This window comes from Solitalea lacus (genome assembly GCF_022014595.1).
In the GTDB taxonomy this organism is placed as follows: domain Bacteria; phylum Bacteroidota; class Bacteroidia; order Sphingobacteriales; family Sphingobacteriaceae; genus Solitalea; species Solitalea lacus.
Window position 1 is genome coordinate 1,476,511 of sequence record NZ_CP091740.1, and the last position, 15,967, is coordinate 1,492,477.

Annotated in this window: 18 protein-coding genes; 15 read left to right on the forward strand and 3 right to left on the reverse strand. The window is 37.0% G+C overall.

Going from position 1 to position 15,967, the window contains the following annotated elements:
* Nucleotides 1–168: 168 nt before the first annotated feature.
* The 12 genes from L2B55_RS06235 (at nucleotide 169) to L2B55_RS06290 (ending at nucleotide 10,489) form a co-directional block, all read left to right on the forward strand.
* Entirely contained in the window at nucleotides 169–2,139 is a 1,971-nt protein-coding gene (locus L2B55_RS06235) for a heavy metal translocating P-type ATPase (RefSeq protein ID WP_237849695.1), read from the forward strand.
* A 197-nt stretch (nucleotides 2,140–2,336) separates the two neighbouring features.
* On the forward strand, nucleotides 2,337–4,373 hold the full coding sequence (gene glgB, locus L2B55_RS06240; RefSeq protein ID WP_237849696.1) for a 1,4-alpha-glucan branching protein GlgB: 2,037 nt from the start codon (nucleotides 2,337–2,339) through the stop codon (nucleotides 4,371–4,373).
* A gap of 2 nt (nucleotides 4,374–4,375) precedes the next feature.
* Nucleotides 4,376–4,867, forward strand: coding sequence for a nuclear transport factor 2 family protein (locus tag L2B55_RS06245; protein WP_237849697.1), 492 nt, complete (start codon nucleotides 4,376–4,378; stop codon nucleotides 4,865–4,867).
* Between the two features lie 42 nt (nucleotides 4,868–4,909).
* Entirely contained in the window at nucleotides 4,910–5,872 is a 963-nt protein-coding gene (gene rlmF / locus L2B55_RS06250) for a 23S rRNA (adenine(1618)-N(6))-methyltransferase RlmF (protein ID WP_237849698.1), read from the forward strand.
* Nucleotides 5,873–6,009: 137 nt separating this feature from the next.
* Entirely contained in the window at nucleotides 6,010–6,300 is a 291-nt protein-coding gene (locus L2B55_RS06255; protein WP_237849699.1) for a hypothetical protein, read from the forward strand.
* Between the two features lie 55 nt (nucleotides 6,301–6,355).
* Nucleotides 6,356–6,952 carry a hypothetical protein gene (locus L2B55_RS06260; RefSeq protein WP_237849700.1) on the forward strand — a complete coding sequence of 199 codons (597 nt, stop codon included), beginning with the start codon at nucleotides 6,356–6,358 and terminating at the stop codon, nucleotides 6,950–6,952.
* A 141-nt stretch (nucleotides 6,953–7,093) separates the two neighbouring features.
* Nucleotides 7,094–7,672, forward strand: coding sequence for a Crp/Fnr family transcriptional regulator (locus L2B55_RS06265; RefSeq protein ID WP_237849701.1), 579 nt, complete (start codon nucleotides 7,094–7,096; stop codon nucleotides 7,670–7,672).
* 34 nt (nucleotides 7,673–7,706) lie between these two features.
* Complete coding sequence (locus tag L2B55_RS06270; protein WP_237849702.1) at nucleotides 7,707–8,105, forward strand: cupin domain-containing protein; 399 nt, start codon at nucleotides 7,707–7,709, stop codon at nucleotides 8,103–8,105.
* 84 nt (nucleotides 8,106–8,189) lie between these two features.
* Nucleotides 8,190–9,077 carry a dienelactone hydrolase family protein gene (locus L2B55_RS06275; protein WP_237849703.1) on the forward strand — a complete coding sequence of 296 codons (888 nt, stop codon included), beginning with the start codon at nucleotides 8,190–8,192 and terminating at the stop codon, nucleotides 9,075–9,077.
* A 193-nt stretch (nucleotides 9,078–9,270) separates the two neighbouring features.
* Nucleotides 9,271–9,444: a hypothetical protein gene (locus tag L2B55_RS06280; protein ID WP_237849704.1), complete on the forward strand. Its 174-nt coding sequence runs from the start codon at nucleotides 9,271–9,273 to the stop codon at nucleotides 9,442–9,444.
* 147 nt (nucleotides 9,445–9,591) lie between these two features.
* A complete protein-coding gene (locus L2B55_RS06285; protein ID WP_237849705.1) occupies nucleotides 9,592–9,999 on the forward strand; it encodes a transcriptional regulator in 408 nt (135 codons plus the stop codon).
* A gap of 142 nt (nucleotides 10,000–10,141) precedes the next feature.
* Nucleotides 10,142–10,489, forward strand: coding sequence for a hypothetical protein (locus tag L2B55_RS06290; protein WP_237849706.1), 348 nt, complete (start codon nucleotides 10,142–10,144; stop codon nucleotides 10,487–10,489).
* Between the two features lie 271 nt (nucleotides 10,490–10,760).
* Here the strand turns inward: L2B55_RS06290 and L2B55_RS06295 are convergent, their stop codons facing one another.
* Nucleotides 10,761–11,135, reverse strand: a complete 375-nt coding sequence (locus tag L2B55_RS06295; protein WP_237849707.1) for a GreA/GreB family elongation factor — start codon at nucleotides 11,133–11,135, stop codon at nucleotides 10,761–10,763.
* A 553-nt stretch (nucleotides 11,136–11,688) separates the two neighbouring features.
* On the opposite strand from L2B55_RS06295, the gene L2B55_RS06300 reads away from it, so the two are divergent.
* Entirely contained in the window at nucleotides 11,689–11,853 is a 165-nt protein-coding gene (locus L2B55_RS06300) for a hypothetical protein (protein ID WP_237849708.1), read from the forward strand.
* 261 nt (nucleotides 11,854–12,114) lie between these two features.
* Entirely contained in the window at nucleotides 12,115–12,741 is a 627-nt protein-coding gene (locus tag L2B55_RS06305) for a DinB family protein (RefSeq protein WP_237849709.1), read from the forward strand.
* Between the two features lie 284 nt (nucleotides 12,742–13,025).
* Here the strand turns inward: L2B55_RS06305 and gap are convergent, their stop codons facing one another.
* Nucleotides 13,026–14,039: a type I glyceraldehyde-3-phosphate dehydrogenase gene (gene gap, locus L2B55_RS06310; protein ID WP_237849710.1), complete on the reverse strand. Its 1,014-nt coding sequence runs from the start codon at nucleotides 14,037–14,039 to the stop codon at nucleotides 13,026–13,028.
* Between the two features lie 38 nt (nucleotides 14,040–14,077).
* Nucleotides 14,078–15,058: a 6-phosphofructokinase gene (pfkA, locus tag L2B55_RS06315; RefSeq protein ID WP_237849711.1), complete on the reverse strand. Its 981-nt coding sequence runs from the start codon at nucleotides 15,056–15,058 to the stop codon at nucleotides 14,078–14,080.
* A 142-nt stretch (nucleotides 15,059–15,200) separates the two neighbouring features.
* On the opposite strand from pfkA, the gene L2B55_RS06320 reads away from it, so the two are divergent.
* On the forward strand, nucleotides 15,201–15,896 hold the full coding sequence (locus L2B55_RS06320; RefSeq protein ID WP_237849712.1) for an NUDIX hydrolase: 696 nt from the start codon (nucleotides 15,201–15,203) through the stop codon (nucleotides 15,894–15,896).
* Nucleotides 15,897–15,967 lie beyond the last annotated feature (71 nt).

Consider the following 15,967-nt stretch of genomic DNA (forward strand, 5'->3'; position numbering starts at 1 on the left):
ATTAAAAGTGAGGTAAAGCGTATCTTTAAATAAAGATAAAAAAGAAGTTTTAATATATTAATATTCATAGGGAGTTAAAAAGCTTCTTTTGGTAACTAGATAGATGTATGCCTTGTAGTTTTCGGCATAGAGAAATCTTGAGCGGATACTGTTCCAAACGTTTAATAAATGCAATTCAATAATAAATACTTTCACTCTGAATGTGAAACCTGTGCAACCGTTGAACAGGTTTCACAAAGTCCTAGTACTGCAGTTGAGCAACCCGAAACAAGTTTTATTAAGCAATATGGGATTGAGGTAATCAGTTTTATGCTGCTTGCTGTAGGTTTAGTACTTGATAATTATATAAAACCTGATTTTTTTAAAGGGGCTGTTCGGTTGATTTGGTACCTGATAGCTTATTTTCCTGTGGCATGGCCTGTCATTTTTAAAGGTCTTAAGCTAATAGGTAAAGGCGAAATGTTTACTGAGTTCTTCTTAATGAGCATTGCTACCATTGGCGCTTTTGCTATCGGCGAATATCCCGAGGGTGTCGCAGTAATGTTATTTTACGCTATTGGAGAATTGTTTCAGGCAGCAGCTGTAAGAAGAGCAAAGGGGAATATAAAGGCCCTGTTAGATGTTCGACCTAATACGGCAACCGTTCTGCACAATGGTAGCGAAAATATTATTCGACCTGAGGGTGTTAAGGTGGGAGATTTAATCAGGTTGAAACCCGGAGAGCGTGCGTCTGTGGATGGTATTTTGGTTGATGGTTACAGTTCTTTTAATACGGCTGCTTTAACCGGTGAAACTAAACCTTTAACCATCATGGCAACTGAGCAAGTTTTGGCCGGTATGATTAATATTGACCGTGTAGTAGATGTAAAAGTGACAAAAAAATATTCCGAAAGTTCACTTGCCCGCATTTTGGAAATGGTACAGAACGCCTCAGCTCACAAAGCTCCTACGGAATTGTTCATTCGCAAATTTGCTAAAATTTACACGCCTATCGTTGTTTATATGGCTTTGGGAGTAATTTTTCTTCCTTATTTTTTTGTTGATACCTATGTATTTGATGAATGGTTGTATCGTGGATTGATCTTTCTTGTAATTTCCTGCCCTTGTGCATTGGTGATTTCCATTCCCTTGGGTTACTTTGGAGGTATAGGTGCTGGTTCTCGCAATGGTATTTTGTTCAAAGGTTCCAACTATCTTGACCAGCTTGCTAAGCTTACCACCGTCGTGATGGACAAAACAGGAACACTAACCAAAGGTGTTTTTAACGTTCAAGAGGTAAAGGCAGTTGGTGTTTCTGAAAATGATTTGGTTAATTATACAGCAGTACTTGAAGGTCACTCAACGCACCCGGTAGCAAAAGCCATTGTAAATTATGCTCAGGGGAAACACTTAAACAATAATTCTACTGCTGAAAATATTGAAGAAATTGCCGGACATGGCTTAAAAGGAGTAATAAATGGTAAAACAGTTTTAGCTGGTAATATTAAACTTCTGCAAAAATTCGACATCATCTTTCCCCACGAAATTAATACTATTGTAGATACGGTTGTGTTAGTAGCGATTGACAGAAACTATGCAGGTTATTTTATCATTGCTGATGAGTTAAAGGAAGATGCTTTAATGTTGGTGAAAGAATTATATAATGAGGGGGTTAAAGATCTGGTCATGCTTTCGGGAGATAAGTCAAGTGTGGTGCAAAAGGTTACTAACATGTTAGGCATCCAAAAAGGTTTTGGCGATTTATTGCCTGAAGGCAAGGTGCAAAAGTTTGAGGAGATAAAATGCGATAAGTCTAAGGTGGTAGCTTTTGTAGGAGACGGGATTAATGATGCCCCTGTTTTAGCATTAAGCGATGTGGGGATTGCGATGGGAGGTTTGGGTAGCGACGCAGCTATTGAAACTGCAGATGTGGTTATTCAAACCGATCAACCATCTAAAATTGTCATGGCGATTAAAATCGGCCATGCGACCCGGAGAATTGTTTGGCAAAATATCAGTTTGGCAATGGGTATTAAAGTAATTGTACTCGTTTTAGGAGCCGGTGGTGTAGCAACCATGTGGGAAGCTGTTTTTGCTGATGTAGGTGTTGCTTTGTTGGCTATCCTCAATGCTGTTCGGATCCAGCGGATGAAGTTTTAATATAATTGCTTAAGAAAACTATTCTAGAACCGAGCAGTTATTAAAGGAACCCTTTTACTCTCAGTCGTATTTACTTTATAAACGTGTTGTTTTCTTTTGGTTAAGAAATTGAGTTTTTAGGTATTGAAATGTTCATTCTTGTTTGTTCCCTTGAATAATTTTATATATTTAGAACATTAAAGCATTAATACCTTAGCATGCAAGAAATAAGTTCATCCGTTCAGTCTTACAGTCGGTTTTCAGACTTTGATATTAATCTTTTTAAAGCAGGTAAGCACTTCAGATTATATGATAAGTTAGGTTCTCATGTTGTTGAACATAATGGTGTAACCGGAACCTATTTTGCCATTTGGGCCCCTAATGCTGTAGCCGTTTCGGTGATAGGTAATTTTAATGGATGGAACAATGAATTGCATTATTTGAATGTGAGGTGGGATGGTTCGGGTATTTGGGAAGGTTTTATTCCGAACATAGGCAGAGGAGAGATATATAAGTATTTCATACGCTCTACTTCGGGTGAATATTTTGAACGGGGAGACCCTTATGCCTTGTTTTGGGAAGAGCCGCCTCGAACCGCATCAGTTGTGTGGGATACTTGGTACGAATGGAATGACCAGGAATGGATGAGCCGTCGTTATCAGAAGAATGCATTGGATAAGCCTATTTCAGTTTATGAGTTGCATTTGGGTTCATGGCGCCGCGATCCATCAAACCCCAATCGTTTTCTTTCCTATCGGGAACTGGCGCACGATTTAGTAGAATACGTTAGTTACATGGGATTTACTCATGTAGAGTTTATGCCAGTGATGGAACATCCTTTCTCGGGTTCATGGGGTTACCAAGTTACTGGCTACTTTGCACCTACGGCACGATTTGGAACACCACAGGATTTTATGTTCCTAATTGAAAGTTTGCACAAAGCAGGTATTGGCGTTTATCTGGATTGGGTTCCTTCGCATTTTCCGGGTGATGAGCATGGTTTGTATAATTATGATGGTTCGCACCTTTACGAACATGGCGATCCACGTTTGGGTTATCATCCTGACTGGAATAGCTATATTTTTAATTATGGAAGAAATGAAGTTCGTTCCTTCCTTATTAGCAATGCCTTATTCTGGTTGGATCGTTATCATGCAGATGGGTTACGGGTCGACGCGGTTGCTTCAATGCTGTACTTAGATTATTCACGGAAAGAAGGTGAATGGATTCCTAATCAACATGGTGGAAGGGAAAATTTGGATGCCGTTTCTTTTATGAAGGAATTAAATGAAGTTGTCTATGGCAATTATGGCGATATTCAAATGATTGCTGAAGAATCCACTTCCTGGCCAGGAGTGTCGCATCCAACATGGCAAGGAGGATTAGGCTTTGGTATGAAATGGATGATGGGATGGATGAATGATTCACTTCGATATTTTGCAAAAGAACCGGTTCACCGTAAATATCATCAACAGGAACTTACTTTTAGTACTGTTTATGCCTTTACAGAAAATTTCATGTTGCCATTATCACATGATGAGGTAGTGCATGGTAAAGGTTCATTAGTAAGTAAAATGCCTGGAGATGAGTGGCAGCGCTTTGCCAACTTACGCTTGCTATTTGCTTATATGTTTACACATCCAGGAACAAAATTATTGTTTATGGGTGGAGAGTTCGGACAAACAGCAGAATGGAATCATGACTACTCACTCGATTGGCATCTGACCCAATACGATCCACATAAAGGAATGGAAAACCTGATGCGTGATTTGAATAATTTATATAGGAATGAACCTGCTTTATTCGAATTTAGTTTTGCCAGTTATGGTTTTGAATGGATCGATCAATCTGACTCGGAAAACAGTGTATTGGTTTATTGTCGTAAAGGACACAGTTGGCAAGAATATCTGGTTGTTGTGGCTAATCTGACACCGGTCGTTCGTCATGATTATCGTATCGGTTTACCTCATAATGGTATTTGGATGGAGATATTTAATTCTGATCGGCATGAGTATTGGGGCAGTGGAATTATAAATCCGTATCCATTAGAAGCTGAAATGGAAAATTGGCAAGGCAAGGCTCAGTCTGTTTCAGTCAGTTTGCCGCCATTAGGTATCAGCGTTTGGAAACTTAAATCACATCCGGCGTTTACTGCAGCATCAGCTATAAAAGTAGCAAAGGAAAAGGTGGTTCCTAAGCAGACTACAATTAAGAAAGTGAAAACCGAAAAGAAGCCGAAAAGCAAAGAAGTTTAAATATGAAATTCAAGCTTCTAAGTCTGTTTTTTGTTATTACGCTTACCTCAAAGGCTCAAATAGCCAAATTTCCAGCTAGTGAAAAGGAGTTGTATCAAACGATTTCCACCTTAGACAGTAGTTTATTTTCCATTGCTTATAAGTGTAAGCCCGAGCAAACGGCAATGTATTTTACTGATGACTTAGAGTTTTATCATGATAAGGGTGGAATAACCAAAACATTAACTGTTTTTATTGAATCCTTGAGGCGTAATTTTTGCGATCCGAAACGTGAGGTTGGTTTAAAACGTATGCCAGTGCCAGGAACCATGCAGGTGTTTCCAATGGGCAATTATGGAGCTGTGCAAACTGGTGAGCATTATTTTTATGAGGTTTATAAAGGAGGAGAAGAAAAACGAGTTGGGATTGCCAGATATACTCATTTATGGTTGTTAACGGACGGAGTTTGGAAAATTTCAAGGGTGTTAAGTTACGATCACCGTCCGGCACAATAATGAATCTTTTTTAATAAGCAGATTTGAACGAAATTTGCAGGCATGAAGTCAACGCAAAGCTCCGCATCAACAGAAAAGAATAATCTGCATCAGAGAAATAAACACCGATCTCGTTATAATTTTCGTGAATTAGTTGAATCCTGTCCGGAGCTTAAGGCTTTTGTAGCTGTAAATAAGTTTGGTGACGAGTCGATAGACTTTGCCAATCCGTCCGCAGTCAAAACCCTTAATAAAGCATTACTCAAACATTTTTATGGTGTATTCAACTGGGATATCCCTCGTAATTATTTGTGTCCACCAATTCCCGGTCGTGCAGATTACATTCATTACGTAGCCGATCTGCTTTCTTCTGTAAATAATGGTGTAATTCCTACAGGGAAGAATGTTAGTGTATTGGATATTGGTGTGGGGGCCAATTGCATTTATCCTATAATTGGTGTAATAGAATATGACTGGCACTTTGTTGGTGCAGATATTGATAAAAAGGCCATACAATGTGCCAGGGAAATTGTGGCTTCAAATCCAACTCTTGAGAATAAAATTGAATGTAGATTGCAAAGCAATCCTCTGTCAATTTTTAAAGGCATTGTTCAATCTAATGAACGATTTCATTTGTCGGTTTGTAATCCGCCTTTTCATACTTCGGAAATTGAAGCTTCTGCAGGAACAAGGCGAAAGCTGACAAATTTGGGTAAGGGAGAACATCGTGTTCCTGTGTTAAACTTTGGAGGCAAGCATAACGAGCTATGGTGTGAGGGTGGGGAATTTGAGTTTGTGAAGCGGATGATTAATGAAAGTGCTCAACTTTCCGAAAGCTGTCTTTGGTTCACCTCACTTGTTTCTAAAAGTGAGCATTTGAAAGGTTTTTACAAGCTACTGGAACGTGCAGAAGCACTTGAAGTGAAAACCATTAATATGGCGCAGGGTAATAAAATTAGCAGGATATTGGCCTGGACATTCACTCCTCGAAGCGAATATAAAAACTGGTTTAAGAAAAATAATTAATAGGCAATTCTGGTAATTTGAATATTATAAAAATACCTAAAAGTAGGTATTTTCTAATGGGAGGTCATAGGATAACTTGCAGACATTGTTTTGCATCACTCAGATGCATTATTGAAAACCTGCTTTAATTGTTATCTATGTACAAGAAATTTACAAAAATCATCTTCATGTTGGTGCTAGCCAATATGACTTTTGCCGGGTGCGAATTGTTAGATATGGAGGAAGAAGAAGAGGAAGAAACTTCAACAGACAATTCAACCTATACTTACAAGTACACTTGTCCGACCGGAAGAACAAACTCAATTCAAATTCCTAATCGTTTATCTTCAAGTTGTAAAAGGGCTTGGGAATACTACGCAAGAACAGTTGGCTGCAATGACATGGATAACTACGAGGATGCTGCTCGTGGATACAATGCTTGTAAATAAACAATTATTCAAAAATCGGAGCCCGAGCAATCGGGCTTTTTTATTCAATTTCAACATGAAAAAACTACTTTTTATATCGATTCTGTCTGCATTTACGCTATCAGCTTTTGCACAAAAAATACCTGCTTTCGGTGTGTACACTACATCTGATGGTAATTACAGTATAAAAATTAGCTGGATGGCAAATGCCATTATTGTTACCGAGCCTAATAAAGTTTCAGATTTTAAATCCGTTGGTAATAATATATATGCCTATACCAATCCGGTAAATGGTATTGCTTATCGAATTGAGGTGGTTGATGAGGCTACCCTTGCATTTTTTAAACCACAAACACCAACTAACCGTACCATTGTCCTTTACTCAAAAGATAAAAGTGAAATTGGTTATGCAAACAAGGAAGAATATAGCAAATACATAGAAAGAGCTAATTTTTATAAAGATCAAATGAGAATAGATAGCAAGGATGCGCAATCGTGGGCGTTTTGTGCTGCTGCAGCGTATGCAAGAGCTACCTATAGTAAAGAAGATTTTGAAAAATATGCTAAGAGTGCGCGGGACTCGGTAAAGTTGATTTTAATTAACAAAGAAAAATGCCCTTGTGCTGATGTGATCCCTCTTGAAGTTTGGGGAAAAAAGAAGGTTAGCAAATAGATTGATATATAGGGTAGATATGTAATCCCAAGTTTTCTAGATGAAGACTTGGTTTTTTTTGTGTTCAGTCCTTTGTGGAACCTTAGCTTGGTCCTTATTTCAAAACAGCTTAATTTCGTCTCGAGCGACAATTGTTAACCTATGGAAAATATTAAACAGCTTTTTAATAAACTTAATCTTCCAACAGATTTTCTAAATGAGTTTTTACAACACGCAGAAATTATTAATCTGAAAAGAAAAGGTTTTTTTGTAAAGGAAGGAGAAGTTTGTCAATATATTGGAATTGTTGAGGATGGAAATCTAATCGCTTACCTTGAAACTGAAAATGCAGATGTTTTGGTTAATGAATTGTACTCAACACAGTCATTGGTCTCATCATATAGGAGCTTTTTAACACAAACCCCTTCAATTGGCTCTATTCAGGCTATTAAAGACGTTAAAATCTATGCGATTTCTTACTGTAAGTACACATCATTGCAAACTTCGTTAAGTTGGTCGCAATTTTTTCGGTCTATAAGTGAAACATTATTTCTGAGGAAGTGTACCAAAGAAACTTCTTTGATTAAGTATTCAGCCAATGAGAGATACCAGCAACTGATAGATAATAATCCAAACATTGAACAGCAGTTTCCTCAATATATAATTGCATCCTATCTTAAAATCCGGCCTGAAACTTTGTCGAGAATGAAAAGTCTTGACCTACATCAACACAAACGCTGAAAGAGTGAAAGTACTTTTGTCGCAAACTTAATATATGAAAGCACTTTTTAAAATTGGGACAATAGTATTGTTAGCCTTTAGTTACACCACTTCCATGGGACAGCAAAAAAAGGTTTTGAGGAAAGAATTACTTAATGCTGTAATCAATCAAAAAATAACAATGGTTGATATTAAAGAAATCTCGATGGAGAGTGGTCAAGTTGCCCCGAAACATTTACATCCATGTCCGGTGGTTGGATATGTAAAGTCGGGTACGGTTATCTTCCAAGTAGAAGGAGAAGAAAAAGTTGTCTTAAACGAAGGAGATGCATTCTATGAACCAAAGAATAAAAAAATACTGCATTTTGACAACGCATCCAAAGAGAAACCTTTAAGATTTGTAGCATTCTATCTTAAAGAAACTGATGAAGAAAACATCAAACTAATCAACTGATAATTTAGCACAATTGTTTCAGGGTTAACTAGTTGGTTGATGATCGTAAATGTTTACATTTAAGATAAATCGCAGACTAACTATATGAAGGAAATCAAGAAAGAAGACATTAAACAGGAAGTGTTTGATCTTTATGATGATTATGCGCACAATCGAGTTAACAGGCGCGAATTCATACAAAAGCTTTCCGCCTATGCAGTGGGAGGTATTACAGTAGCATCTTTGATGAGTTTTATGTTGCCCGATTACAATGGCGCTATCCAAATCAAATCAGACGATCCCCGCTTAATATCTGATTATATTACTTATTCATCGCCTAAGGGCGCAGGGACAATGAAAGCACTGCTTTCGAAACCTGTGGATGCAAAAAAGAAACTTGGAGGGATCATCGTTGTTCATGAAAATCGCGGCTTGAATCCTTATATTGAAGATGTGGCCAGGAGGGCTGCTCTGGCAGGGTTTATTTCAATAGCTCCGGATGCCTTAACTCCCTTAGGCGGCTACCCAGGCAATGACGATAAAGGTAGGGAGTTGCAAAGTAAACGTGATAGAAATGAGATATTAGAAGATTTTATTGCTGCATTTGATTATTTAAAGAATCACCAGGATTGTAATGGTAAAGTTGGTGTTGTTGGTTTTTGCTTTGGCGGATGGATTGCCAATATGATGGCCGTTCGCGTACCTGATTTGTCGGTATCTGTTCCGTTTTACGGAGGACAGCCTCCTGTTGAAGATGTGCCTAAAATAAAGGCTCCTCTTTTATTGCATTATGCTGAACTAGATACACGGGTCAATGAAGGATGGCCGGCTTACGAACAGGCATTAAAAGAATATAATAAAGAATACATGGCCTATATGTATGCTAATGCAAATCACGGCTTTCATAATGATACAACACCTCGTTATGACAAAGCTGCAGCAGAACTCGCCTGGCAACGTACTATTGATTTTTTCAATAAGAAATTGATGTAAAGATCGAACCAGTTCTCTTCTCACGTATTCCTTGTTGGTGCGAAAAGATTTTAATGAATAAACTTACGATGATGTCTTGCAAAATTCATTTTCTACTTTTTTAAAATATTTTTCATTTGATGTCCAATTTCATTGATCTCGATCATTATTGGGGTGTAATTAAAATTATCGAACAATATTAAGATCAATAAAAATGGAATCACGTTTAAATTTCTACGAAAAAGGCCACAATGCCATGATTGGAGAACTATACAAGGGTTTCGATCATCAAAAAAGGATGCAGTACTTAAATAAAGCATTTTCTTTAGCAAAAACGCCTATTGAAAAGCAGTTTATACAACAACAGATTAATGCATCTATGCATTAACAGTAAGGACTGAGGCTTCTTGATAGGAAAACTATTGAGGGTTGTTTCGACGTAGTTAGTCGCAAATATCTGTTTCTATGTCGTGCCAGGCCTCTTCTTATGAACTCTTGATAACCTATCTTTATTAAATGTTTAAATCTATTGATCATGAATGTAATTAATTTAATAGATGACATTAAGGTGTTTTATATTGAGGCAAAATCCTTTCCTGAAGGTATACTTGAGGCTCATCAAAAGTTGCACTCCTTAATTCCTTATTCCACTGAAAGAAAATATTTCGGTATTGCCCGACCTGAAAATGGGTCAATTGTATATCGAGCCGCAGCAGAAGAACTTAAGCGAGGTGATGCGGAAGCTTTCGGATGTGATACTTTGATTTTGAAAAAAGGTAGGTATGTTAACCTAACTATAAATGACTACATGAAAAATATTCCTCAAATAGGTAAAGCATTCGAAGAATTATTAACCAATCCTGAAATTGGTCCACAAGGTTATTGTGTTGAATGGTATATTAATAATAAAGATGTAAAGTGCATGGTTAGGTTGAAGGATTAATTCTTAACTTCAGCTATCAATCTATTATTTACCTTATAGAAATTGCCTAAGACTATTTATGTGGATTTGTCCTCTTTGTAACCAGAAATTTATCCGATTAAACCAAACGCATTCTTGTAATGATAGAACCGTTGAAAGTTTTTTGGAGGGAAAATCGGAGCATACCATTCGGTTATTCAACGTTTTTATTGATCAATATAAAACTATAGGGAATTTTGTATTACATCCCGCTAAATCTAAAATTGGTTTGGCGGCTAAAATCCGGTTTTGTTCGATTGTCGCATTTGGGAAAAACTTTATTGATGTGGTTTTTCATTTGGATAAATTATACGATGAAAATTTGGTGTTCAGGAAAATCGGGCAAATTCCAGGATCAGGCACTTTTAATCATCATTGCAGAATTATGTTTGAAGACGATATTAATGATGAGCTAAAGTTATATATGCAAATTGCCTATGATTTAGGTAGCAAAAAACAGGAGGCAATATGAGTGTGATTGATCAACGGCTCTGCATGCTATTACACAGGGAGCTTACTCAAATAATTCACGCTGCAGAGAAGGGTTCGGTGATTACATAAGAGTAAATTGATCAAACTAAAAGGTATTTATTTTAATCAAAAGTATAAAACTATTACCCCAAAAAGGTTTGTATTAATTGAATTTTAAAATTGGTATTGTACAGTCAGTACCTTGCAAGTACTGGAGCAACACTAACCCATCCCTGTAGCTTTTTCAGAGATGGATTAGTAATTATGCTTGCTTATAAGTTTATTACTTTCAAAATTTCAAACTGTTTAATTCCTGCAGGCATTTCCCATTCTACCATATCTCCGGTTTTGTAACCAATGAGAGCAATGCCAATTGGAGCAAAGACTGATACTTTTTGATGTTTCATATTGGCTTCCCCGGGCAATACTAATGTGATTTCCATTGTATTATTCTTTTCAGTGTCTTTCAGCTCAATTGTCGAATTAAGACAAATTACATCTGCCGGTAGTTTGTCATCTGTAAAAAGTTGAGCGCTATTTAACTCATCTTCCAGTTTAAGGCGGTTATGCTCAGGCATGGTACTTCTCTTAAGAGCATCTTGAAGTAACTTTCGATCTTTCTCTGTTAACGAAATGGTCTTTTTCATAATTCTAAAAGCATTAATTACGGTTATAAGATTTATAATCTGTGTAGTGAATAAAACAGGACTAGTTAGACTTTTCGCTTTTGGTAATAAAGCGTTAAGAGTATAAGCGACAGTATTATAGAGGCGGCAGCGAATAATTGATTTCCGCGAATAACTGTAACGATAAGAATGCACAGGTTAATGCCAAAAACAATTATGAGAAAACTGAGCCCATTACGTAGTGGACGTTTTTTCTCCATGAATACGGGATGATGATAAATAAGACAATAAATGACAAATCGGAAGTAACCCCGAATCCGGCTTTATATTAGCTTTTAGTGGATTCGGGGTTAATTATTAAAGTCTTTATTATTTGAAAAGAATGGAAGCTTGTTGATGAACGCTTTACGGGAGACAATTAAAGTTTTGTTGACACACACGAATTTCGACCCGTTTTGAACATTAAGTTGCGGGAAGTTAATACGGTTTATTATGCTTAGTTGTGTGCGCATGTAACAAATATAACAACTTTATTGAGATAGCTTTAAATGAGGTATGGAGTTTTAAAGAACTTATGAATCATATTGCTTATTGCATCCAATGGATGGATGTGGATTATTTGAAGAGTGTTGAGGTAGGGTGGGAGCCACCGGCTTTGAAGAATAAGAAATCAGATGTTATTAAATTGTTAGTAAAGGCTTATGCCGATGTAGAAAAAACGGTTTCTGGGTTCGATTAGCTTTCTGAAGCTCAGATAAATGGAGTATTTGCGATATTGGACCATAGCTCTCATCATAGAGGGCAAGCTATTATATACTTACGTTGTATTAAAATAATACCTCCTGAGTATATATTTTAACTGCAAAAAACAAGAGACCCCGGAAATAATCGGGGTTTTGTTTTTTGACAAGTTTTAAAAGCTTACGGTTTAAAATGATAGAATAATGAATTTTTTAAATAAATATGTTTAAATTGATTGAAAATCAACATGTTATTTATAATGAAAAAACGCAGTTTTAACTATTTAATCCTTTGGTTTTTGATATTGATATCGGTGATTCCCAAAGGTAGTTCCGCTCAGCAAATGAGTAAATCCGAAAAGGAGTACTTGCTCAATTACCTTCATCAAACTAAAGAAAACTTTGTAAAATCCATTAAAGGGCTAAGTACTGCTCAGTGGACTTTTAAAAGTGATTCAAGTCGATGGTCACCTGCGGAGTGCTCTGAACATATTATTAAAGCAGAAGGAATGTTACGCGGTTATGTTACCGATTCTATTTTAACAAAACCGGTTGATCCTGCAAATAAAGCTGAAATAAAAGTTAAGACCGAAGATATTGCCAAAATGATTGAGGATCGCTCTAAAAAGTTTAAGACTTCGGAAATGTTAATGCCAACTAATGCTTACTCTACTCCTGACGATGCTATTAAAGCTTTTGATGCTGCTCGTCAGAAAACTATTGATTTTGTTAAGCATACCGATGCTGATATGCATGGTCATGTTGGAGCTGCGCCTTTTGGCATGATGGACGCTTATCAATGGTTAGTTTTTCTAACGGCTCATAGCGCTCGGCATACCAAACAAATAATGGAGGTTGAAATGACCGCTGGTTATCCTAAGAAATAAAGTGTATAGTAGTGTAAGGGGGTATGGGAAATTTATCGGTTTGTGATAATCAAATTGAAAACAATGCTACTGTTGCTTTGCATTAGCAAAGGTCAGTTCGTTCTTACATACGATTGGAAATATAGTGTCGACTTCGGCATTGAGTCGCCTTTTTTATTGTTTCATGTTTTAGCGTACTTGTTTATTCATAGAGAATAAAAAACGCCTTGCACAAAATTAGAATGCCCCCAAAAAGTTAGACACTTATTGGGGGCATTTTTATGAGTGTTTTTTAATGATTCAAATTAAGCAATAACAGGTTCTTTGATTGTTGCCATGTGTTGAACAAGGTCAACAATTTTGTTTGAATAGCCCCACTCGTTATCATACCAAGAAACTACTTTAACAAAGTTGTCATTTAGTGCAATACCTGCTTTAGCATCAAAAATAGAAGTACGGGCATCGCCAATGAAATCGGTGGAAACAACTTCGTCTTCAGTGTAACCTAAGATGCCTTTCAATTCACCTTCAGATGCATCTTTCATTGCCTTTTTAATTTGATCGTAAGTTGCAGATTTTTCTAAACGAACAGTAAGGTCAACAACAGAAACATCCGCAGTAGGTACACGGAATGCCATACCAGTTAATTTACCTTTAACCTCAGGAATTACCAATCCTACGGCTTTAGCAGCGCCGGTTGATGAAGGGATGATATTTTGGTATGCACCACGGCCGCCTCTCCAATCTTTTGCCGATGGTCCATCAACTGTTTTCTGAGTGGCAGTTGCAGCGTGTACAGTTGACATTAAACCCTCAAGAATTCCAAAGTTGTCATTTAAGACTTTAGCAATAGGAGCCAAACAGTTAGTGGTACATGAAGCGTTTGATACTATATTCTGTTCTGCTGTCATAGTTTTGTGATTTACACCCATTACGAAAGTGGGAGTATCATCTTTAGCAGGGGCCGACATAACTACTTTTTTGGCACCTGCCTGAATATGCTTAACTGCAGTTTCTTGAGTAAGGAATAAACCAGTAGATTCGATAATGTATTCAGCTCCAATTTCATCCCATTTTAGGTTAGCTGGATCTTTTTCAGCACTAACGCGAATGGTTTTGCCATTAACAATTAAGTGCCCATCTTTAACCTCAACAGTGCCGTCAAAACGACCATGTGTAGAGTCATATTTAAGCATATAGGCCATGTAGTCAACTTCGATCAAATCGTTGATACCAACTACTTCAACTCCTGGTCTGTTAATGGCTGCGCGGAAAGCTAACCTTCCGATACGGCCGAATCCATTAATTCCAATTTTCATAATCAATTTTTATTATAGTTTGTGAATTTGCGTTTGTTTTAAATGGCTAAAATGTTTACCAATTCAATGAGTGATTCATCCATTTCTGTTTTATTTTTAATAGCTAAATCGATACTGGTAAGAGCTACTTTGTTACTAATCATACCGGTCATTTTGCGGTTATAACCTTTTAGCAGGGCTTCAACAGCTGCTTGTCCTAAACGGCTAGCAAGCACACGATCGAAGCTGGTCGGGCTTCCGCCACGTTGGAAATGGCCTAGAATACTCACTTTGGTGTCGTAGTTAAAGCGTTCTTTAACTTTTTCGGCAATGGCCATTGCACCACCGCCATGCTCACCTTCTGCTACTACAACAATGCTAGAGGTTTTTTGATTGCCCAAGTCAATCATTAATTTGTCAACTAAGTCGTCAACAGAGGTTTCTTTTTCAGGAATTAATACAGCTTCAGCTCCACCACCAATTGCAGACCATAATGCAATGTACCCTGCATCACGACCCATTACTTCAACAAAAAACAAACGATCATGGGAGGCTGCAGTGTCTCTTATTTTGTCAATGGCATCAATGACAGTATTGTTTGCTGTATCAAAGCCAATAGTATAATCAGTGCCAAATAGGTCGTTGTCAATTGTTCCTGGTACACCAATTACTTTAATATCATATTCTCTTGAAAGAATTTCTGCACCGGTGAAACTTCCATCACCACCAATAACTACTAAGCCATCAATGTTGTGTTTAACCAAGTTTTCATACGCGGCTTTTCTTCCTTCAGAAGTCTTAAATTCTAAACAACGGGCTGTTTTCAAAATAGTGCCGCCACGTTGTACAATATTGCTGACAGATTTTGAGTTCAGGGGAATGATATCATTGCTTATAAGTCCCTGGTAGCCCTGTAAAACTCCAAACATTTGAACACCATGATAAATGCCTGTTCTTACTACTGCACGTATACAAGCATTCATGCCTGGGGCATCACCACCAGAGGTTAATACTGCAATTCTTTCAATCTTTTTAGTCATAAAGCGATAAAATTACAAAAATTAATCCAAAACATTAAGTAATTTTAATATCTGGATGTGGTTTTTGTGTCTAACACAAAAATAGTAATATTGCCGCTGAGTTTTATAAGCTTAGTGTTATTTATACAATATCTTGCTATTAATGGAAACTAACAACTTACCTAAATTACATTCTGATTTTTCGGTCGACTGTGTGGTTTTTGGTTTTGATAAGGGAGAGCTTAAAATAATATTAATTGAGCGTGCCGAGGAGCCCTTTAAAGACTATCTGGCATTGCCTGGTAATTTAGTGAATGATAATGAGGATATTGATCAGGCAGCCGATCGAGTATTAAGCGAGTTAACAGGTCTGCATGATGTGTATATGGAGCAGCTCTACACCTTTGGAGATGTAAACCGACATCCACAAGGCAGGGTTATTACAGTAGCTTATTTTTCATTAATTAAGATTAAAAAACAAACACTGAATCCTTTATCATCATACGCACGCAAAGCCCAATGGGTTTCAATTTCTGATATCCCAAAATTAGCGTTCGATCATAGTAAAATTTTGGATAAGGCCTATAAGCGTTTGCAAAGCGGTATTCGTTACCAACCAATTGGATTTGAATTATTACCGGAGAAGTTTACACTAAGCCAGTTGCAGCAATTGTATGAAGTGATTTTGGAGAAGCCAATTGATAAACGGAACTTTCGTAAGAAAATTTTAAGCTTTGGATTGTTAATTGAACTGGACGAAAAACAGAAAAACGTTTCGCACCGTGCGGCTAAACTGTATAAATTCAATAAATCCCGTTATAATAATTTAAAGAAAATGGGTTTTTCTTTTGAATTATAAAATTAAAGTTGGCTTTTTAATAAAAAAGCGGGTGTTTGTAGCCCGCTTTTTTATTATTTTTTTAAAACTAT